Consider the following 22,588-nt stretch of genomic DNA (forward strand, 5'->3'; position numbering starts at 1 on the left):
GCAGGTTATTGCTAGCTTATATTTTTTTATACTGCTACATGGGTGGTTCTCAATTTTACGGACCACATTACACCACCTTTCCACCAATTTCCGAAATCAGCACATTTCAATTCCTCTAATTCAAGGTAGAAAGATTTTTATTAAAAGCACTATAATTAATATGAAAATTGTAAAAATTATGATTTTTATACGAAAGATAGATAAACATAACGGAGGGTATACGATGGAATTTAATCAAATTGGTGTGATTGGTTCAGGAACAATGGGGGGTGCAATTGCTCACCAAGCTGCAATATGTGGAATTGATGTCGTACTCGTAGATGTCGAACAAAGATTTTTAGATAATGCAAAAGCACGTATGGAAAAATTAATGGATCGATCAATAATCAAAGGGAAATTAACCGAGGATGATAAGGAAGCAATTCTCTCAAGAATAAAATTTACAACTAGCATGTCTGAAGTTAGAGATTGTGATGCTGTCATCGAAGCTATTATTGAGGATTTGGAAGCGAAAAAAGAAATTTTTCAGCAGTTAGATGAAATTTTAAAGCCAGATGCGCTGATTGCATCAAATACTTCCTCTATGTCGATCACAGTACTTGCCAGTAGCACAAACAGACCAGAACAAGTAGCAGGCATGCATTTTTTCAATCCACCACAGGTCATGAAATTAGTAGAAGTCATTAGGGGCTATAAAACGAGTGATGAAACTGTAAGCGTATTCAAAGAGTTGGCAATTGCGATGAAAAAAGAACCAATTGAAGTAAAGAAAGATGTTCCGGGCTTTATTGTGAATCGAATTATGATTCCTCAATTCATCGAAGCAATCCGCTTAGTGGAAGAAGGAGTGGCTTCTCCAGAAGACATTGATAAGGCGGTTACTCTAGGATTGAATTATCCAATGGGGCCATTCACCCTCCAAGACTATGCAGGAGTAGATATTGGATTACATGTAATGGATTATTTTTACGAAGAATTCAAGGACCATCGATTTGCTGCACCACTTACACTACGAAATCTAGTACGCGCTGGCCGAGTTGGAAAGAAAGCAGGAGCAGGCTGGTACGACTATTAACTTTATTCAGTAGAAGTCCATCACTTTTTTTCAGTGGTGGGATGAATTCAAAAGGTTAACAATTCAGTGTAGATTCAACACTTGGCTGAATAAAGTTAAGCCTCCGGCGGATGCCACGGATTTTAAAAGGGAACTTTTCGAGCAAAAGAAGATCAAAGACTAAGAANNGTGGGCCTAAAAAATCTGAGCACAAATACGCCAAGGCGCATTTGATTATTAAAAAAAGAGAAAGGTTGTGTTAAGAAGCATGGATACAATCCAATATATTTCTAATGACCAACATATCGGAATTGTTTATTTAAATCGACCTCCGTATAACCCTTTAAGTACTCAAGTATATAAAGAGTTATATAGTCTCTTTGATGAACTTGAAAAAGATTCAGAGGTCCGCGCCATCGTACTCACAGGAAAAGGTGACCGCGCTTTTGCAGCAGGGGCTGATATCAATGAAATGGTAAACCTAGATGGAGTTGACATGATGGAAATGTCGAGAATCTCTCGACTTGCTTATGACAAAATCGAATCCATTTCCAAGCCGGTGATTGCCGCAGTAAACGGGCTTGCTTTAGGTGGTGGTTGTGAATTAGCACTAGCGTGTGATTTTCGAATTGGCTCACCAACGACTAAGTTTGGGTTACCTGAAATCAATTTAGGAATAATCCCTGGTGGCGGTGGAACTCAGCGCCTTCCACGTTTAATTGGGCAAGCAAAAGCGAAGGAATTGCTCTATTTTGGGGAAATGATTGATGCTGAAAAAGCGCTAGAAGTGGGTTTAGTCAATAAGGTAGTACAGTCAGAGAAAGTGCTAGAAGAAGCACTTGAATGGGCTGGAAAATTAGCAGAAAAGCCACGTGTGGCTATGAAAATGCTAAAAACATCTGTTAACCGAGGAACAGAAGTAGATTTACAAGCTGCGTTAGATCTTGAAACGGCTTGTTTTGGAAATGCGTTTGCAAGCAAGGATCGTGTTGAAGGAATGAGGTCTTTTGTAGAAAAGAGAAAACCACAATTCGTTGGAAAGTAGGGTGAAGTACTTGAGTAAAGAAATTGTTGTCATTGATGGTGCACGGACGGCTTTTACGGAATTTGGAGGATCATTTCGCGATGTACCTGCGATTGACCTTGCCGTACATACAACGAAGGAAGCTATGCGTCGCTCGCAGGTCCAGCCAGAGGAAGTGGATCAGGTTGTCATTGGGAATGTTATTCAATCCAGTACGGACGCCATTTACATGGCAAGACATGTTGGATTAAAGTCAGGAATTCCCGAACATGTACCTGGATTAACGGTAAATCGCCTTTGCGGTTCAGGCTTACAAGCCATCGTAAACGCAGCGCAATCTATTAAGCTTGGAGAATCAAATGTTAGCATTGCGGGTGGTACAGAAAATATGAGTCAGGTTCCACATGTTGTCCGGGGGGCTAGATGGGGATTGCCACTTGGAAAAGCACCAATGGAGGATTATCTGTGGGAAGCTCTCTATGATCCATATGGTAAATGCTCAATGGCGATTACAGCGGAAAATCTTGCAGAAAAATATGAGATTTCGAGAGAACAAATTGATGAGTTTGCCTCACAAAGTCACAAGCGAGCATTAGTAGCACAAGAAAAAGGAGTTTTTGCACAGGAGATTGTACCGGTAACTGTGAGAAATCGAAAATCAGAGAAAGTCATTGATCAAGATGAGCATCCACGGGATACTCCAGTTGAAGTGTTAAATAGACTACCAGCTAGATTTAAAGAAAATGGTGTGGTTACTGCTGGGAATGCAAGTGGGATAAATGATGGCGCTGCGACCATGGTTGTTACTTCAAGTGAGTATGCCGAAAAAAGGAATTTAAAACCAATAGCAAGACTGGTGTCCTGGGGCATTGTTGGAGTAGAACCAAGATACATGGGAATCGGGCCAGCACCAGCGATTCGACAAGCATTAGAGCGTGCGAATATGAAAGTAGAGGATTTAGATCTAATCGAAATCAATGAAGCTTTTGCTGCTCAATATTTAGCTTGCCAAAAAGAATTAGGGTTTGATCCGAATATTGGAAATGTCAATGGTGGTGCAGTCGCATTAGGTCATCCACTTGGGGCAAGTGGTGCGCGAATCAGTCTATCACTACTATATGAACTTAAGAGAAGAAATAAAAAATACGGCGCATCTGCATTGTGTATTGGTGGAGGCCAAGGAATTGCGGCAATTTGGGAAGTGTTGTAATTAGATTCAGTCGGGGATCGGCCTCGACTGAATCTAATTATCCCTTCCAGCGGGGGACATGCGATTTTAAAAGGAAATTCTAGTAATTGGGGTGAATTACATGAAAAAAGAATTAAGCAAACTTAGTATTTCAGAGCTTTTAGAAAAGGTTTGTAAAAAGGATCCTCAACATGAAGTTTCATACGATGGTTATACAAGGGTAACCTATCAGGAATTGTGGGAGAAATCTCTTAATCTCGCAGCCTCACTGCAAGAAATCGGCATAACAAAAGGAGATAAAATTGCGGTATGCTTACCAAATTGGAATGAATTTGTTGTAATTTATATGGCAACCGCTCACCTCGGAGCTGTCATTGTTCCTTTTAATACACGCTATAGACAAGATGAAGTTGAGTATATTTTACGTAATTCAGAAAGCAAGATTGCCTTTTTTACCGAAGAATTTGGTGGAGTTAAGCATTACGAGCAATTCACGCTGGCGACTCAACTTGTTGCCAGCCTTGAAAGACTTATTACAGTTCGGTGCGTGAAAGACGGTCATATGAGTTATGAGCAATTACTTGAAAGAGTTGATCAAAATCTTTTTTCTCCTGTCTTAGTAGATTCTGACAATGATGTTTTCTGTATTCTTTATACATCAGGTTCAACAGGTGCACCAAAAGGGGCAATGCTCACGCATAGTAATTTCGTAAACACCGCGACCATCACTGCGGAAGAGATGAAGTGCACCGTAGACGATGTCTTTTATGTTGCAGTACCTTTATTCCATGTATTTGGAATGGTGCCAAGCATTTTAAGTACGATAGCGATTGGTGCACGAATGGTCTTGGCGGAAAAATACAATGCCAAAGAGGCGTTGGAAACTATACAAAATGAAAAAATTACGGTCAAGCATGGCGTTCCTACGATGTTTATTTTAGAGCTTAATCATGCTGAGTTCCGAAATTATGACCTGTCTTCACTAAGAACAGGCATCATCGCTGCGGCTCCATGCCCGGTTGAAATTGTGAAACGAATTCGAACTGATATGGGCTGTGACATTGTGGTTTGCTATGGATTAAGTGAAACATCACCAACCCTCACGATGACAGCATTTGATGATGATGATCAAATTCGTGCGGAAACAGTTGGTAAGGTGCTACCTGGAGCAGAAGTGAAAATTGTAAACGAATTTAAAGAAGATGTTGGTCTTAACGAAGTTGGAGAAATCGCCTGTCGTGGTTTCGGAATCATGAAAGGCTACTACAATATGCCAGAAAAAACACGGGAAGCACTAGATCGTGAAGGCTGGTTTTATTCAGGGGACCTTGGCACTATAGATGAGCAAGGAAACCTAAGAATTGTTGGTCGTAAAAAAGAAATGATCATTCGCGGTGGCTACAATATTTACCCAAGGGAAATTGAGGAAGTTCTATATACACACCCAGATGTAATGGAAGTAGCAATTGTTGGTTTGCCTGACACTGTTTTAGGAGAGATCTCTTGCGCTTGTGTAAAAATTAAGCCGAATACCTCACCAAATGCGAATGATCTACTCGAGTTCGTAAGACCGAAAGTCGCGGACTATAAAGTGCCGGATAAACTGCTCATTATGGATGAGTTTCCGATGACAGCCAGCGGAAAAATTAGAAAAGTATCGCTACAAGAACAATTAAAAGAAAAATTGGGGGCAGAATTACGATGAGAAGAAAAACTTGGGTCTGGTCATTTCTGGTCATTTGTTTAAGCATTTTTGTCATAGCGGGCTGTAGTGGTGGTTCAAAACAAACTAAGGGAGAAACCAATGGCGGCGATGCCAAGCCAAGTGGTGAATCCTCTGACACAATTAAAATTGGTATTATTGTTGCGGATACTGGCCCAGCATCCGCATTAGGAAAGCCCGAAGCAGATGTTGCCCGTCTACTTAAAAAGCAACTTGAAGGCAAAGATTTTAATGGAAAAAAGGTAGAGCTTATTATCGAGGATTATGAAACAGATGATACAAACGCAGTCGTGCTTATGAAGAAAATGATTTCCGAGCATCATGTAACAGCTGTTGTTGGTGGAACTCAAACGAGTACAAGTGTTGCTCTCATGGGTGTTGCTGCAGAAAATAAAATTCCACTTGTTGCTTTAGGGGTATTAAATGATGACCAGTTTAATGAATACACGATTCAGGCTCCCCAAAGCAACGAAACGGTTCTTCAAAATGTAATTGATTATTTAAAAGATAACAATATTGATAGTGTTGCATGGATCAATGCAAGAGATGGTTTCGGTCAGACTGGACTTCCAGTTTTTGAAGGAATGGCTAAGAATAATGGGATTGATATTGTAGCAAAAGAAGACTTTGATGCGGAAGCTACTGATATGACTGTTCAGTTAACCAAAATCAAACCTAAAAATCCTGGTGCCATCATCATTTGGTCACGTCCACCTGGGGCGGGAATTATCGCGAAAAATTATTCACAATTAGGCATAGATGTTCCAATGATCCAAAGCCATGCTGTAAGTAATAAAGGATTTTTAGACCAAGTTGGGGCCGAAGGAGTAGGGGTCCACGTTATTGGAAGTAAATTAAATGTCCTTGAGGCACTGGAAGATAACGAACAAACCCAGCTTTTTAAAGAGTTTGCTGAACCATTTATGCAAGAGTACGATTATAATCCTGGTCCATTCGGTGGCTATGCGTATGATGGTATTCAAATGGTGCTACAAGCTATTTCTGAAGGAAATACGGATTCCGCTTCAATTAAGGAATATTTAGAAACCATCTCCTATAAAGGAGTTACCGGAACGTATAAACTATCACCAGATAATCGCAATGGAGTTGAAGGGGACGGTATGGCAATCTTGAAAGTTGGAGAAAACGGCTGGGAATTAGAATAGTTGAAAAGGTAGAACAATTGAAGCATGTATGATGGAGGTCATACATGCTTTCCACTTTCTTTCGTAAAAGGAGGGTTACAATGGATGCGGTTATTCAATATCTCATAACAGGTTTAACAACCGGAAGTATATATGCATTGATTGCGATCGGCTTTGTGACAATTTACAATGTGACAGGCATTATTAACTTCGCCCAAGGTGAATTTGCTATGCTTGGAGCAATGTTTTGCATCACTTTTTCTAGTCTAGGTTTACCAATTTATGTCGCCATTTTGCTAGCCGTGTTATGTACGGCTCTGATTGGTTTTGGGATTGAGAAACTTGCTATTGCACCAACGAAAAATGCTAGTTTTATTAGCTTGATTATCATTACAATCGGTCTATCAATGGTTCTTAAAGCGATAGGATTATTTGCTTGGGGCACGTACCCTAAGTCACTTCCAGCTTTTTCTTCCAATAATCCGATCCAAATTATGGGTGCCGTATTAATGCCACAAAGCATTTGGGTAATTGGTACGCTATTATTCTTACTCGCACTTCTTTATTTCTTCTTTGAAAAAACAATGACTGGTTCAGCGTTAAAGGCATGTGTCATTAATCCAATCGCAGCTAGGCTAATGGGCATCAATACCTCAACAATGTCTACATTGGCATTTGTTTTAAGTGCAGCAGTTGGTGCCATTGCTGGAATCGTAATAGCACCCGTAACAGGTGCAACCTATGATATGGGACTAATGCTTGGGTTAAAGGGATTTATGGCCATGATTATCGGAGGGATGACAAAGGTTCCTGCTGTCGTTGTTGCGGGCTTTTTAATCGGTGTAATTGAGGCTTTTTCAGCAGGATATATTTCCACTTCATATAGTGATGCGATTAGTTTTGGAATTCTATTAATCGTACTTTTTGTAGCTCCAAATGGAATCATGTCAAAAGTCATTGGGAATCGCGTGTGAGGAAAGGAGTGAATGAATATGATGTATCCGAGTCGAACGAGACCGCTGCTTATTATGTTACTTATAATAATTGTTCTTCCTTTATTATTCAATAATTCTTATATGTTAAGCTTATTTATCTTAATTGGAATCTATAGCATGATCACAATCGGTTTAAGTCTTCTTATGGGATATGCAGGCCAAATATCCCTTGGACATGCGGCCTTCTTTGGGATAGGTGCTTATATAACCGGAGTACTAACAACACACTTTCAAACATCTTCATGGGTAGCTCTCATTGTAGGGGTGCTTGTCACTGGCCTTCTTGCCTATGTAATTGGAATTCCCATTTTAAAATTAAAGGAACATTTTTTAGCTTTTGCAACAATTGGAGTTAACGTCATTGTATTTGTTTTATTACTAGGACTTACCGACCTAACTAAGGGAGCTGCCGGTTTATCTGGAATCCCTAAATTAAATCTTTTTGGTTTTGTTTTACAGCAAGAGTTGAGCTTCTATTATTTTATCTGGGGAGTAGTATTTCTAACCGTTCTCATTTCGCTTAATATAGTTCATTCTCATGTCGGAAGAGTATTAAGGGGAATTCATGATAGTGAGATTGCAACAAAATCTTTAGGTATCAACGTTGCAAAGTTTAAACTACATATTTTTGTGCTAAGTGCAATCTTTGCTGCAATTGCAGGTAGTATGTATGCTCACTTTATGAACTTTATTACACCCTCTACTTTTCACATTTTGGTCTCAATACAATTTTTAGTGATGGTAGTTGTAGGTGGTTCCCAATCGATTTGGGGAGCAATAGCAGGTGCCTTTGTGATGACAATGCTTGGTGAATGGGTAAAAGATTATCTCCCATTGTTGTTTGATGTAAGCGGAGAAGTTGAAATCATTGTGTATGGACTTGTTCTAATTCTTGTTGTCATGTTTTTGCCAAAAGGACTTATTCCAAGCGGCGCCAAACTATATGAACGAGTCAAAGAAAAGGTTCGCCCTGTTACAAGAAAGGAGGAAATTGTTACAAATGAAAACAACCATCCTGCAGATTAAGAATTTGACGAAACGATTTGGAGGAATTGTGGCAGTGAACGATGTCTCCTTCACTATGAGTAAAGGAGAAATACTTGCTGTCATTGGTCCGAATGGTGCGGGTAAAACGACATTATTTAATATGATTTCCTCCGTCCTGCCAAGTACAAGCGGTGAGGTTTGGTTTAGTGTGGAAAGACTTAATGGTGCACCGGTTCATAGTTTAGCTTCAAAAGGGATTACTCGTACATTTCAAAACCTACAAATCTTTGATAATATGACCGTTCTTGAGAATGTCATGCTTGGGGTTCATCCACAAATGAAAACGAATGTATTTCTAGCAGCACTAAGAACTAAGGCGGTAATAAAAGATGATGAAATGGCAAAACAGATTGCTGAAGAAGCATTGGAAAAGGTAGGAATCCTTGAACAGGCAGATCAGATTGCAGGAAACCTTCCATATGGGCTGCAAAAGCTTTTAGAAATTGCACGGGCAATCGTCTCCAAACCCAAGCTTGTTTTACTGGATGAGCCAATGGCTGGATTAAACGATGGAGAGGCTGCAAAGGTTGCAAATATCCTACTCGACATGAAACAAGAAGGTTATTCATTCCTATTTGTGGAACATGACATGAATACAGTCATGAAAACAGCAGATAAAATTGTTGTAATAGACTTTGGAAACAAGATTGCAGAAGGAACTCCCGAAGAAATCAAAAAGAATCCAAAGGTCATTGCTGCTTATTTAGGGGAGGAAGTAATATGACACTCCATACAACGAATTTAACAACGTATCATGGTAGAGTTAGAGGAATTGATGGAATTAATCTAGTTGTGAACCCTGGTGAAATCATTTCGATAATCGGAGCGAATGGTGCGGGGAAAAGCACCTTGCTTGGAACGATTTCTGGAATCTATAAGCCAACAGTAGGTGAAGTCTTTTATAATGAAACAGCTATAACGAAAGTGAAGTCTCATAAGGTAGTAGAACATGGAATTTCTCTCGTTCCTGAGGGGAGGCAAATCTTTTCAAGCCTAACAGTCAAAGAAAATCTGATTCTAGGAATGTATTTCAAATACCGAAAAGAAAAGCAATTGGTCGCCTCAAAAATAGATCGAATGATTGAAATATTTCCGGGTTTGCAAAAACATATGAATAGTATTGCCGGAACTTTGAGTGGAGGAGAACAGCAAATGTTAGCCATCGCAAGGGCGTTGATGTCTGATCCAAAAGTGATCCTTCTAGATGAGCCATCAATGGGGCTTGCACCGTTAATTGTTAAAGAAATCCTCGATATTATGAAGCAAATTAGGGATGAGTTCGGGGCAATGGTAATCCTAGTTGAACAAAATGTGAAAGCAGCCTTAAGTGTTGCTGACCGTGCATATGTAATGGATCGTGGTAAATTTGTTCTTGAAGGAAAGGCAGATGAATTAATCCAAAATCCATTGGTTCAATCCACCTATTTGGGATATACAGAAAATGTAATATAGAAGGGTGATAAAAATGAGCTTTATCGTAACAGACGAACAGCAAACAATAAGGAGCTTTGCACGTGACATCGCTAGGAATGAAATTACACCTTTTGCAAGGCAATGTGATGAAGAAGAAGAATTTCCACTTGAAATTTTGAAAAGGCTACATGAGGTCGGCTTATCAAATCTAGGAATACCAGAAGAATATGGTGGACCAGGCATTGATAAGCTGTCTCACGCTTTAATTGTTGAAGAAATAGCAAGGGCGTGTGCGAGTGTTGCAACAAGTATCGAGGCAAATTCCCTTTCAGCATATCCGATCCTTGTCGGCGGGAGTGAAGAACTTAAGAAAAAATATCTCACACAACTTACAAGAGAAGGAAAGTTAGCTGCGTTTGCCTTGACCGAACCAGGTGCTGGAAGTGATGTTAGTTCATTGAAAACAACTGCCATTAAAAATGGAGACGAGTACATTTTAAACGGAGAAAAATGCTTTATAACAAATGCAAGCTATGCCGACTTTTTTGTTGTGTTAGTAAATGTAAAGGAAAGTGGTTTCACTGCCTTCGTAGTAGAAAGAGAATCAGAAGGGTTAGAGGTTGGTGTAAAGGAGAAAAAGCTTGGTTTACGTGCCTCTAATACAGCTTCTGTTATTTTCGAAGACGTTCGCGTCCCTGCTTCGAACTTAATTGGCGAAGAAGGCGCTGGTTTTAAAATTTTTTTACAAGGGCTCATGAATGCTAGACCTATGGTAGGAGCTCAAGCTGTAGGGATTGCTCAAGCTGCCTATGAAGATGCGCTTGCTTATTCAAAAGAAAGAAGCCAATTTGGAAAACCAATATCGAATCTCCAGGCGATCCAATTCATGCTGGCAGACATGGCCATGAATATAGAGGCAGCAAGGCTCCTAGTTCATCAAGCTGTCCATTTTTTCCAATCGGGTACACCATCCATCAAGCATGCTTCCTTTGCAAAGTGCTTTGCTTCTGATACCGCGATGAAGGTAGCAACAGATGCCGTCCAAATCTTTGGGGGCTATGGATTTATTCGTGATTATCCGGTAGAGAAATATTTTAGAGATGCAAAAATCATGCAAATTTACGAAGGAACCAATCAAATTCAAAGAGTCGTGATTGCTAAAGAGATTCTTAAATAATAATTTCTAAGAAGGAATATCGTTCATAAAGTGGAATTAATATAGTAAACATAGGATGGGGTGGTGATTCATTTGGAATTAACGCACGAACGTGAGAAGTTAATGAAAAAAATTGATAATCATTTACGAACAATGGCGCGCCACCTTGTTACATTTGACACCATTCAAGAAACACTAGATTACTTGTTAGAAGGTTTTTATAAGGAATATGCATGTGATTTAGTGGGAGTCGTCCTCTATGAAAAAGGAAGACTTGTCCCCAAGGTCTGGAAGGGTGAACAGTACACAATTGATAAATCACTCCACTTAGATGTCAGTGACTGCTCGCCAAAACTCCTTAAGAATGCTTTATGGTGGCAGAAGGATAAGCATGAAGAGGCAAACTGCGCCTTTCATTCTGCAATGAAAAATGAAAATCTATCAACATGGTTTACAGTCCCCCTACATAACCTAAATGAAAGCTTTGGTCTTTGCATCATTGGCTTTAATGAATTTATTCCATTAATAACAGAAGCAGAACAAATATTTACAGAGTTTGGGCACGATGTCGCATCATCATTGGTCCTTGCTCGAGAGAAAGAAAATCAAAAAAGAAAAATGAAGGGAATTGAGTGGATTAAAGAGAACATCCTCCCAAACTCTTCGATTGATCACATCATCGAAAAGGTTGTTGAACGAGCTTGTAAAGGAACCGGGGCAAGTGGTGCTTGCGTCTATTTATACGATGAAGAAAATACATGCTTCGACCTCCATCCTCCGTGGTATGGGCCAGTTGGACACCCTATCAAAATTCAAATCAACTCAAATAAATCACTAGACCTTTATTTTCCTTCTGTGGAAGAATCAGGAGGAACTGAACTAACCGTTCCATTACTTGTAAATTTAAAGACAATTGGAGTTATTTACGTTACAACGTGTGGGGAAGGCCATTTTACCGAAGAAGACTTGGAATTTCTGAAATTTGTTTCGGATTTCGTTTCCATGCAAATCGAAAATGCAAGACTTTATAAGTTTGAATATGAAAGCAAAAAAAGTCTTGAAACCATTCTAGAGCATCAACAGGAATTAGTGAAAAAGACAGTAAAAGGTGCAGATTTAATTGAGATTACAAATACGATAAGCCCCATGATTGATAGTACCGTATTCTTGTATGATCGATTTATGAATCCAATTACCTCAAAGATAAAAGGAGAGGAAAAGCACCTCCAAAACAAATACCAAAATGAAATCATGAATATGAAAAAAGAGATCACAAACTTAAGTACCGAAGACCTACAAATAACAGTGAACGAAACGGTGTTGCATGTACTTCCCATTTTACAAGGAAATAAAGCTCTCGGATATTTAATCGTAAGTTTATTTCAGAAAAAAATGCATCGTCTCATTCGTCTTACAATTGATTATGTTTTAAATGTGTACGCAATTGAATTTATTAAACAAAGGCTAGTATTGGATACGAAAGAACAAATCCAGGAGGGCTTCATCAATCAATTGTTCACTGAGTCGATTGAAAATCCTGAGAAAATCATTCAATATGCGACATTAACCAATTGGAATATTCTTGAACCCCATACAGTTGTTGTAGTTTCGTTTTTTATAGAGGATGACTCTGGGGAAAATGTTGTGGCGATTGAAGCAATAAAATCAAGAGTATGGGATCAAATTAAGTCTGAATTATCCTTTCACTTTTCAAACATAATTTTTAGTCGAAAAGGTGATGATTATATCAGCATTGTTCAATCGCCAAGAGAGAAAAATTTTTGGGAACGACTTTATAAAAACTTATTAGAATCAACAAGAAAAGAGAAGATTACAGCATTTGTCGGAATCGGAGGGAGTACATCTACACTAGAAGACTACTATGATAGTTTCATGAAAGCCTCCAAAGCTAAAAATGTTATTATGAATCGTAAACCTGATGGTGGCTATGCAGTATATGATGACCTTGGGGCCTACACCATTTTAAGCAATACAAGTGATGTACAGTCAGCCAGAATTTTCATCAAGAAAAACCTTGGGGTTTTAATTCAGTATTCAGAAAAAAACAATGTTGATCTATTTGGAACATTGAAGGTTTTCCTACTTCATAATGGAAACGTAAGAGAAGCCTCAAATGCATTATATATTCATAGAAGTACACTTGAATATCGAATTGACCGGATTGCTGAACTATTAAACGTAGATTTAAATGATGCAGAAATAAGGTTTGAGCTTTTAATGGCTTATAAATTATATAATCTCTTTGACTTCGATTCTTCTGAACTAGTCTAAATATGTAACAAGACAAACTTTTTGTTACTAAATGAAAACGCTCTATAAATATATTGACAGCTTATTAGGAGTAGGCTTATATTCAGGATAAAGATTCTTTGTTTTTAGAATATTGTGTACTTTTGAGAAGAATAAAAATAGACGTGAAAGGACTGAGATCAATTTGAGAACAAACACCATAGCTGGGGCCGTCCGTCGTACGGCTGCACGGGTCCCACATAATACTGCCCTTGTGTTCGATGACAGGGAGTGGAGTTACCGCGAACTAGACATGGCGGTCACGCGTATTGCACGTAAACTGCGTGAACAGGGAGTGGAAAAGGGAGACCGAGTTGCCTCCTACGGTAAAAACTCCGATCTGTACGTTCTACTGTTTCTGGCCACTGCACGTATAGGAGCCATTCACGTTCCGGTAAACTTCCAGCTTCGAGCCGGGGAACTCGACTACATTCTCGGAGATTCCAATCCAACGTTCGTAATCGCTGACCGAGACCTCGCAAATGCAATCTCCCAGACAAAGTCGAACAGCCATCGGCAAATCCTGCAATTTGAGGACGAAATCCTGGAGTGGGCTTTCAGTAAAGACAGCCGTCCTGTTGAAGATGATGAGTTTGAAGTCGAGGACACGGATATCGCTCAGTTACTTTACACCTCGGGCACTACGTCAGATCCAAAAGGTGCAATCATGACGCATCGTGCTCTGATGCACCACTATATGAGTTGCATCCAGGGTCTGGACATCAAGGAGTCAGATCGTGCACTACACTGTCTGCCTCTCTACCACTCTGCGCAAATGCATGTTTTCATGCTGCCGGCACTGTTGGTGGGTGGATGGAACAAGGTGCTTCCTGCTCCCGAGGCCGATGCTGTGCTTAAAACCATGGAACAAGACGCAATCACATCGTTCTTCGCCGCTCCTACTATTTGGGTTTCAATCGCGAATCACGATGATCTGACATCGCGGGACCTCGGGAAACTACGGAAGGCCTATTATGGTGCTTCGATTATGCCTGGGCCAATACTCGAACGACTGCAAAAGTGTCTGCCAGAGCTCGGTTTTTACAATGTGTTCGGCCAGTCTGAGATGGGGCCAGCCTGTACGGTCCTGCGTCCTGAGGAGCATGCGGACCACTCTGGTTCCGCAGGAAGACCAATGCTCTTCGTTGAGGCGCGGGTCGTAGATGACGAAGGTAATTGTGTGCCCACTGGCGAACTTGGCGAAATTGTGTACCGCTCGCCACAGCTGTGTCTAGGCTACTGGAACAAAAGTGAAGCCACAGCCAAGGCATTCGCTGGTGGTTGGTTCCACTCTGGAGATCTCGTGAGGCAGGACGAGAACGGATACATCGAGGTTATCGATCGGGTAAAGGATGTCATCAACACAGGAGGTGTGCTGGTGGCTTCCCGCCAGATAGAGGACTGCATTTACGAGTTGACTCAGGTTGCTGAAGTCGCGGTTGTCGGTATACCAGATGAAAAGTGGATCGAGGCGGTTACTGCCTTCGTTGTAATCAAAGCTCCAGTGTCTGAGGAGGAAATCCTTCAGCATGTCAGAAACAAGTTAGCCAGCTACAAGGTGCCAAAGAGGGTAGAGTTCGTAGACGAATTGCCGCGAAATGCCAGCGGTAAAATTCTCAAACGTCAGCTGCGGCATGTCGGTGATTCAAAGAGCGCTACTTGAGTCTGTTTAACTTTTCTTGTTTTTTGGATTCCATTCTTTACTCAGCTTATCTCTTTTCTAATTTTCCTTCATTACTACATTTTACTAACTAATAATAAAGCAAAGGAGGGGATCTGATGGAAGAGACTGTTTTACAGGCAATTCAAGATGAATATCCAGATGATTTTGCGTGGTGTTATGGGTGTGGCAGGTTAAATAACGATGGTCATCATTTTCGCACATGCTGGGATGGGGAAAATACCCTTACAATTTATATGCCAAAGCCAGAACACACAGCTATTCCAGGTATTGTTTATGGAGGCCAAATCGCATCCTTGATTGATTGTCATGGAACAGGTTCAGCTTCACTGGCATTACACCGAAAAAATGGTCATGAAGTTGGCAGTGGGGTAGAACCTCCTAGGTTTGTAACGGCTTCATTAAAAGTTGATTTTATCAAACCTACACCACAGGATGTACCATTAAAAGCGATTGGGAAGGTAACAGAAATCCATCCAAAGAAATGGAAAGTGGAAACAGAAGTATTTGCAAAAGATACACTTTGTGCGCGTGGGGAAGTAATTGCTGTTGTAATGCCAGCTACATTTGCCAAAAAGGATTGAGATTGTAGGTATTTTTATTATTAACTAAAAGCACTGCTTTGGGAGTGCTTTTTGATATGCATATTATTCAACAGTTAGAGTGGATGGTATATATTATACAAAAGTGGATGGTATCTAGAAGGAATTCTTCCTATATAATAGGTATTTGGAAATAGTTTTAAAGAAGAACGCATTTTGTGCCGAAGTCACATCCAACTTCTGTGAGGTGTATTATGAAGATATTAATTGCTTTGGTTTTAATTATTGGAGTAATTTCCTTAATAGCAACACTTTTAGTTGCTGGAAAAGGTGATGCCAATTATAGCGGCGCAGCGAAGAGGAATACCACTAATTTAACACTAATCTATGTTGTCATTATTCTTTTGGCTGTTATCGCTTTAGCTATTTATATAGTAAGATTGTAGTTTGAAATGCTTATCTTATAACTGTAAGGAATGTTTAATTATGGACTGGAAACCTGATCGAAAAGCAAAGAGAGCAATCTACAAGCAGCTTGCGGAATACATTGAAAATGGGATAGCAGATGGTACATTCCCGCCGGATAAGCCTTTGCCTTCCGAAAGATATCTGGCAAAGGAAATAAATATAAACAGAAGTACGGTTGTAGCAGCATATGATGAATTAGAATCTAACGGACTTGTCAAAAGAACCCGAGGGAGCGGTACAACGATAAGTAAAGATATATGGGGAAATACGAAAACAAGAATACCTAGCTGGAATCGATATGTTGAAGCGGGTTCCTTTTTACCAAACTTGCCTGTCACACAAAAGATTCGTAAAGAAACAGAAGCCCATAATCTAATAAATCTAGCGAGTGGGGAATTGTCAGAGGATCTTTTTCCCATAAAGGCCTTACGGTATATCACATCTACAAGATCGTATGCTGGTCGTATTCGGTATGATCACCCGCAAGGAAATAGGATTTTAAGAGAAACAATTGCCGCTCACGTTGAAAAATATAGAAGAATTGAGTGTAATCCTAGTTCCATTCTGATCACTTCTGGTGCTCAGCAGGCTTTACATTTAGTCGTTCAATGCCTCCTAAAGCCTGGAGATGCTGTTGCAATCGAAGAACCATCTTATCATTATAGTCTTCCAATCTTTAAATCAGCGGGACTTAAAACATATTTTTTACCCGTTCACAAAGACGGTGTAAATCCAGAAGATCTCGTTTCTTTATACAAAAAGCATCGAATCAAAATGATCTTTCTTAATCCAATCTTTCAAAATCCTACGGGCACATTACTTAATGAAAATAGAAGAAAGAGGATCTTGGAAATTTCATCTGAATATGGAATTCCTGTTGTTGAAGATGACCCATACAGTTTAACCTCTTTTAGTGGCGAACCAATCTCAACTTTAAAATCCATGGATGTTCATGGCAATGTCTTATATATTAGTTCATTGTCTAAAATTGTTGCATCAGGCTTACGAATCGGATGGATAATCGGTCCAAAACCTGTTATTGAAAGACTATCTGATGCTAAGCAGCAGATTGATTTTGGACATGCAAGTTTCACGCAATGGATTGCCAATGATTTTTTAGAATCAGACGAATTTGATACACATATTAAAAACTTACGTTTACAATTAAAAAATCGAAGAGACCAAATTGTTTTCAGTCTATCCGAGTTTTTAGGGGAACAGGTTGAATACCATATCCCTGAAGGTGGTATTCATATTTGGTGTAAAGTGAATGGGGAGTTTAGTGAAATACAACTATTGGAAGAGTCTATAAAGAGGGGTGTTATTTATGTCCCTGGTTCCACAATGGGCTCAAATAAGAATTATATTCGATTTACATTTGCCAGAGAAAATGAGAAAAACATTCATGAAGGGATCAGAAGATTTGCAAGTGCACTGCTAACTGTAAAGTAAAGGAAACACTGATAAGCTAATTCCTAAAATAGGGAATTAGCTTTTATATTGACATAAGAAATAAATACGTTTTTAACATGTTTGGCTTATCCATCCATACATTCATCAATCCTCATAAAAACCTACAAAAAATAAAGGTATTTGACGATAATTGTCTAATTACTAGATAATTATAACTATTTTGTGAGGGATACGATGAAGCAACAGATTGAGTGTATTGGCAGGAAAATAAAAAATTTAAGTTATGACAGATATGAAGGCATGTTGGCACAAAGTGAAGATGAAAATTTTCATATAAAAAATTTGGATTTCCCAAGTGCTTCTGATGAAAATTTATTCCTATATATTGGGGAATACGTAATTAATGAGAACGAAGAAATAAAAGCTAAAATAGTGGCCTATGTGGAAGTCCTAGGTCTTACATTAATTAAATCTAAAGCTTCCTTGGATGAATCTATTCATTTTATTTATCTGACAAGAAGTTCAATTATGGAAGTTCTCGAACAAGAATTAATGCAGCAGACTATTTCCACCCACTGCTTTTTTGAGGTCATGAAGCGGATTGAAAATTCGTACGAACTAATCGTTAAAACGTTATGTACGATCTACAATGATGAATGGTCATTTATCAAACTTGCGTTAGATGAGTCGAAAGAGGATTTGAAAATGACTCTAAAAGAGCTGGCAGATTTACAGAGAGTCCTAAATGAAGCTACTATTTTTGCAGTGACAGATCGTGAGGATCGAATATTATATGCAAACGATCATTTTTGTAATTTATATAAATACACAAGAGAAGAATTAATCGGGAAAAAACACGATATTTGCTCGTCTAACTTCCATCCTCCTTCATTTTTCGGTGAAATATGGAACACAATCCAAGCTGGAGAGGTATGGAAAGGAGAAATACTTAATCAAGCAAAGGATGGAACTAAATATTGGCTAGATACAATTATCATTCCGTTTGTCGATTCAAATGGAGAACGATATAAGCATATCTCCATTCAATATGATATTACGGAGAATAGGAATACGGAAGAAGCTTTACGTAAAACAGAGAAGCTTGCGATGATTGGGGAATTGGCATCTGGAATCGCACACGAGATTCGAAATCCGTTAACCACAATTCGGGGATTTGTACAGTTATTGAATGAACGAGGAGTAGAAGGACAATATGTAAACACCATTCTTGATGAAATTGATCGCATCAATTTCATTGTGAGTGAATTCATGGTTTTTGCCAAGCCACATCAGATTTACTTTAGTAACTGCAATCTAAACTGTATTTTAAGAAGTGTCATTAAATTTCTTGAGCCAGAAGCCATTTTAAAAAATATTAATATTAACATCCATTTTCCCAATGAAGAAATCGTGATTCTTGGGGAAAAAAATCAGTTAAAACAGGTATTTTTAAATCTAATGAAAAATTCCATTGAGGCTATGCCAAATGGGGGTAATATAGATCTTGAAATTGAGATGACACCTCAAACGATATCAATCAAGTTAAAGGACGACGGTCTAGGAATGAACGCAGACCAGTTGAAAAAACTTGGAGAGCCCTTTTTTACAACGAAACAGGATGGGAATGGTTTGGGACTGATGGTGAGCTATAAAATCATCCAAAACCATAAAGGCACTATTGAGGTTAACAGTCATTTGAATGAAGGTACTACCTTTTTGATTACATTTAAAAATCCCGCAAATGGTATGGTCAGAGCTTCCAAACAAGAAGCCCACCGATAATGAGAGAGACCTCTCCCTTCGTCCTAAACAGAAATGTTTACTGAACCATCTAAAATGTTTAAACTAGGAAAGTTAGCATTTTGTATTATGGATGGTGTTAGTTGATGTTAAAAGCGTATTCTTGGCTAACTTTTTGTGTAGTGGTATGGGGGAGTAATTTTATATTTGGAAAAATCTTAGTTTTGGATTTTTCACCAGCCATGCTGACGATGTTAAGGCTATTGTTTATTGTAACTTTTTTAATCGGATTAACCTTACTCAAAAAACAGTTTAAACCACTAAATAAATCAGATTATCTTTCCGTTTTTGTTCTAGGAGTAATTGGTGTATATATCAACCAATGGTCCTTTTTTAAAGGATTGCAAACAGCTGATCCTACAACATCTGCGTTAATTTTAGCAACAACTCCAATTATTACGAGTATTTTAGCAGCTATATTTTTAAAAGAAAGATTAACGATACGCATGTTAATCGGGTCGATTGTGGCTATCATAGGCATTTACTTTGTTGTAACAAAAGGAACATTTACATCCATACATTTAGATAAGGGCTTGTTATGGATTGTGGTAACAATGGTCACATTTGCGATTATGATTATAATGACAAGGCTTTTGTCTAGCAGAGTAGATCCAATTAGCATTACGTTATATTCAAATATTGTGGGCCTTATTATGGCAATTCCATTTGCTTTTTTACTCGACTCTCCCTTACAAGTAAGTTCCGACTTTTCTGATTGGGCTTTGTTGATTGGTACCGCCATCGTAGTTCACGGCATGGCTAATTTGATTTGGAATCAAAATATTCGATTTGTCGATGCCTCAAAGGCTTCCGTATTATCAAATTTGGAACCCTTTGTTGCTATGATAATGGGATTACTATTATTATCAAAACCGATTACTGGTGCAGAAATGGTAGGATCCCTTTTTATAGTAGGAGGAGTCATCTTATCTACGTATCAAAGGAAATCATCAGCAACATCCCAAGTGCCTTGAGGAATGATATTTACGAAAAAGGGCTGTCCGATAAGTCCTAAAAAATAAGGCAAGGGAGAAAAACGAGTCGTTTTTTCTCCCTTGCCTTTTTTGTTATGCGATTTTTCTCTGAAATCGTTGCTCTTTCTCATCTCTAACTGCATAACATAATTCTCTTCGCTACCTTATCAGCATCCACAATCGCCACTTTAGGCATTGGAAGAGAATATTTGGCGAGTTTCTCCATGTGAAATAAAACAATGTGTGTCCGTTTCACTTCATAATCCTTTAAATATAAACAAACAATTCCAATGTGCATACTGTAATTTATATCTAATGCAAAATCTTAGATAGTATTTAAAAAGTATAATTAAAACTTGATATATCGTTCTTATTAGTCCATTTCACCTAAAAGTAGAGCATGAAATCCCAAATTACTATTAAAAAGGAACTAGTTCAGGAATAAGAGAAGGGACTATAGAAATAGCGATAAAACAAAGATTAAAAATATATTGAATTGTCTAAAATCGGTAAGTATAATAGGATTTACATTCAGTATTTATTACTTCAAACAGTAATAAAACTACATTCGCTATCATTATAATTTTGGAGTAGTTGACACTCAGTCTTTCGGAAATGAAATTCATTAGTTGCACAGTTATTATATTTTTCTGGGGCGGTGATAACCTTTCTATTATTGTTTCTCGAATAGGTTCTAAGTAACTTTTGAATCCCTGGTGTCAAAGAAAGCAGTACAGGAATTCTAATTGTGGTTTTATTAACTTCTTTCATTTTTGGGTTACAAAAAGAATTAAAAGTTCAATAGCAATCATCATTCCATTCATGAGTGACATCATTAATAAAATATGGGGGGTTCACCATGCTCGATCAAATTGTTAATACAATCGTTAATTGGCTATGGAGTCCAATTCTGGTTGGATTTATTGTTTTTTGCGGTATTTATTTTAGTTTTCGTACAAGATTTTTACAGATTCGACACATCAAAGAAATGGCAAGACTAATCATTTCTGGAAAGGGATCTGATGCAGGGGTTTCTTCATTCCAAGCGTTAGCAATGTCTTTATCAGGTCGTATCGGTGTAGGGAATATTGCAGGAACAGCAACAGGTATTGCTTTTGGAGGACCAGGTGCCGTCTTTTGGATGTGGGTTATTACCTTCATTGGTGCAACCTCAGCCTTCGTTGAGTCCACGCTTGCTCAAATCTATAAGGAAAAGCAAGATGGTGAGTACCGAGGGGGGCCAGCATTCTACATAGAAAAAGGACTTGGTTGGAAATGGTTTGCCGTCATTTTCGCAGTTGCAACATTACTTGCGATGTCATTTTTGATGCCAGGCATACAGGCAAATGCGATTGCTGATGGAATGCATAATGCGTTTGGGATTGACAAATCAATTACAGGTTTAATTGTTGTCGCACTTGTTGGATTTACGATATTTGGTGGAGTTAAGCGTATTGCGAGAGTTGCAGAGCTCGTTGTTCCTTTTATGGCGGCTGGATATCTATTAATTGCATTAGCAATTATTGTAGTGAACTTTGGAAAAATCCCAGAAGTATTTTCACTCATTTTTACAAGCGCTTTCGGAGCAGAAGAATTATTTGGTGGAATTCTTGGTTCAGCGGTTATGTGGGGAGTAAAACGTGGTCTTTATGCGAACGAAGCTGGTCAGGGTACTGGAGCTCACCCTGCAGCGGCAGCTGAAGTTTCTCATCCAGCTAAGCAAGGTCTCGTACAGGCATTTTCGATTTATTTAGACGTATTCTTAGTTGTTACATCAACTGCAATGATGATTCTATTTACAAATCAATATAATGTAATAAATGAAAAAACAAAAGAATTCATAAAAGAAGGTCTTCCAGGGGTAGAACCAGGTGCTGGTTATACTCAAGCAGCGGTAGATACCCTTCTCCCGGGGTTCGGCTCAGGATTTGTAGCTATTGCATTATTCCTCTTTGCCTTCACAACCATTTATGCCTATTACTATATTGCTGAGACAAACTTAGCTTATCTAGTACGGGGCAAATTCAAAGGTATAGCATTTCTTTTGTTAAAACTCGTTCTTCTTGGTGCCATTTTCTATGGATCTATAAAAACTGCAACAACAGCATGGGCAATGGGAGATATTGGACTTGGAATCATGGTGTGGCTGAACTTAATTGCGATTTTACTGCTATTCAAGCCAGCAAATATTGCCTTGAAGGACTACGAAGAACAGCTTAAACAAGGAAAAGACCCAGTATTTAACTCATCAAAATATGGAATAAAAAATGCAGACTTTTGGAAAGATGGTTACCAAAAGTCAAGTGAAGATAAGAAAAAAGAGATATCATAATCATAACTTATTAAAAAATCGGCTATTTCTATTTAGGAATTAGCCGATTTTTGTGTAATTTATTTAAGATTCGTCCGTAGTTTGTGTTTGGAGTGTTGATTGTGCTTGACTAATGATTGTTTGAACTTGAGCAGATAGCTAATAATTAAACCTAAGCCAATGATTCCACCATCTAAAACTTTGTTTGGTATTAAACAAGATTGATCCCATTACGATTGTTATACTACCCACAAGGATTACGACTGCTTTCATAGTGACATTATAGACAACTTTTAACACCTCTTCATCTGTACTTAGGTATTATTTTCCTCAAATGACACAG

At 38.6% G+C, this 22,588-nt stretch carries 19 protein-coding genes; 18 read left to right on the forward strand and 1 reads right to left on the reverse strand.

Going from position 1 to position 22,588, the window contains the following annotated elements:
• Window positions 1–223 precede the first annotated feature (223 nt).
• From V7147_RS08670 to V7147_RS08750, 17 genes are all read left to right on the forward strand, one after another.
• Window positions 224–1,075, forward strand: coding sequence for a 3-hydroxyacyl-CoA dehydrogenase family protein (locus tag V7147_RS08670; protein WP_335367452.1), 852 nt, complete (start codon window positions 224–226; stop codon window positions 1,073–1,075).
• Window positions 1,076–1,322: 247 nt separating this feature from the next.
• Window positions 1,323–2,099 carry an enoyl-CoA hydratase/isomerase family protein gene (locus V7147_RS08675; RefSeq protein WP_335367453.1) on the forward strand — a complete coding sequence of 259 codons (777 nt, stop codon included), beginning with the start codon at window positions 1,323–1,325 and terminating at the stop codon, window positions 2,097–2,099.
• A 10-nt stretch (window positions 2,100–2,109) separates the two neighbouring features.
• A complete protein-coding gene (locus tag V7147_RS08680; protein WP_335367454.1) occupies window positions 2,110–3,288 on the forward strand; it encodes an acetyl-CoA C-acetyltransferase in 1,179 nt (392 codons plus the stop codon).
• A gap of 100 nt (window positions 3,289–3,388) precedes the next feature.
• Complete coding sequence (locus tag V7147_RS08685) at window positions 3,389–4,972, forward strand: AMP-binding protein (protein ID WP_335367455.1); 1,584 nt, start codon at window positions 3,389–3,391, stop codon at window positions 4,970–4,972.
• Window positions 4,969–6,156 carry an ABC transporter substrate-binding protein gene (locus V7147_RS08690; protein WP_335367456.1) on the forward strand — a complete coding sequence of 396 codons (1,188 nt, stop codon included), beginning with the start codon at window positions 4,969–4,971 and terminating at the stop codon, window positions 6,154–6,156. Before V7147_RS08685 ends, V7147_RS08690 begins: the two co-directional genes overlap by 4 nt.
• An 80-nt stretch (window positions 6,157–6,236) precedes the next feature.
• Window positions 6,237–7,109, forward strand: a complete 873-nt coding sequence (locus tag V7147_RS08695; protein WP_335367457.1) for a branched-chain amino acid ABC transporter permease — start codon at window positions 6,237–6,239, stop codon at window positions 7,107–7,109.
• Window positions 7,110–7,127: 18 nt separating this feature from the next.
• A complete protein-coding gene (locus tag V7147_RS08700; RefSeq protein ID WP_335367458.1) occupies window positions 7,128–8,156 on the forward strand; it encodes a branched-chain amino acid ABC transporter permease in 1,029 nt (342 codons plus the stop codon).
• Complete coding sequence (locus tag V7147_RS08705) at window positions 8,131–8,901, forward strand: ABC transporter ATP-binding protein (protein WP_335367459.1); 771 nt, start codon at window positions 8,131–8,133, stop codon at window positions 8,899–8,901. Before V7147_RS08700 ends, V7147_RS08705 begins: the two co-directional genes overlap by 26 nt.
• Window positions 8,898–9,629, forward strand: a complete 732-nt coding sequence (locus V7147_RS08710; protein ID WP_335367460.1) for an ABC transporter ATP-binding protein — start codon at window positions 8,898–8,900, stop codon at window positions 9,627–9,629. Before V7147_RS08705 ends, V7147_RS08710 begins: the two co-directional genes overlap by 4 nt.
• Window positions 9,630–9,642: 13 nt before the next feature.
• On the forward strand, window positions 9,643–10,767 hold the full coding sequence (locus V7147_RS08715) for an acyl-CoA dehydrogenase family protein (protein ID WP_335367461.1): 1,125 nt from the start codon (window positions 9,643–9,645) through the stop codon (window positions 10,765–10,767).
• Between the two features lie 72 nt (window positions 10,768–10,839).
• Window positions 10,840–13,038 (forward strand): helix-turn-helix domain-containing protein, encoded by a 2,199-nt coding sequence (locus tag V7147_RS08720; RefSeq protein WP_335367462.1) that lies wholly within the window; start codon window positions 10,840–10,842, stop codon window positions 13,036–13,038.
• A 163-nt stretch (window positions 13,039–13,201) separates the two neighbouring features.
• Entirely contained in the window at window positions 13,202–14,719 is a 1,518-nt protein-coding gene (locus tag V7147_RS08725; protein ID WP_335367463.1) for a fatty acyl-CoA synthetase, read from the forward strand.
• A 116-nt stretch (window positions 14,720–14,835) separates the two neighbouring features.
• The gene (locus V7147_RS08730) at window positions 14,836–15,321 is read left to right on the forward strand and encodes a PaaI family thioesterase (protein ID WP_335367464.1); all 486 of its coding nucleotides are present in this window, start codon (window positions 14,836–14,838) and stop codon (window positions 15,319–15,321) included.
• A gap of 212 nt (window positions 15,322–15,533) precedes the next feature.
• A complete protein-coding gene (locus V7147_RS08735) occupies window positions 15,534–15,725 on the forward strand; it encodes a hypothetical protein (protein ID WP_335367465.1) in 192 nt (63 codons plus the stop codon).
• 40 nt (window positions 15,726–15,765) lie between these two features.
• On the forward strand, window positions 15,766–17,199 hold the full coding sequence (locus V7147_RS08740) for a PLP-dependent aminotransferase family protein (protein ID WP_335367466.1): 1,434 nt from the start codon (window positions 15,766–15,768) through the stop codon (window positions 17,197–17,199).
• A 195-nt stretch (window positions 17,200–17,394) separates the two neighbouring features.
• The gene (locus V7147_RS08745) at window positions 17,395–18,942 is read left to right on the forward strand and encodes an ATP-binding protein (protein WP_335367467.1); all 1,548 of its coding nucleotides are present in this window, start codon (window positions 17,395–17,397) and stop codon (window positions 18,940–18,942) included.
• A 104-nt stretch (window positions 18,943–19,046) separates the two neighbouring features.
• Window positions 19,047–19,934, forward strand: a complete 888-nt coding sequence (locus V7147_RS08750; protein WP_335367468.1) for a DMT family transporter — start codon at window positions 19,047–19,049, stop codon at window positions 19,932–19,934.
• Here V7147_RS08750 and V7147_RS08755 read toward each other — a convergent pair.
• Window positions 19,898–20,077: a hypothetical protein gene (locus tag V7147_RS08755; protein ID WP_335367469.1), complete on the reverse strand. Its 180-nt coding sequence runs from the start codon at window positions 20,075–20,077 to the stop codon at window positions 19,898–19,900. The two genes, V7147_RS08750 and V7147_RS08755, sit on opposite strands and share 37 nt — an antisense overlap.
• 716 nt (window positions 20,078–20,793) lie before the next feature.
• On the opposite strand from V7147_RS08755, the gene V7147_RS08760 reads away from it, so the two are divergent.
• Window positions 20,794–22,266 carry an alanine/glycine:cation symporter family protein gene (locus tag V7147_RS08760; protein ID WP_335367470.1) on the forward strand — a complete coding sequence of 491 codons (1,473 nt, stop codon included), beginning with the start codon at window positions 20,794–20,796 and terminating at the stop codon, window positions 22,264–22,266.
• The last annotated feature ends 322 nt before the right edge of the window (window positions 22,267–22,588 follow it).

This window comes from Bacillus sp. JJ1521, assembly GCF_036965165.1.
Classification (GTDB): Bacteria; Bacillota; Bacilli; order Bacillales; family Bacillaceae_L; genus Ferdinandcohnia.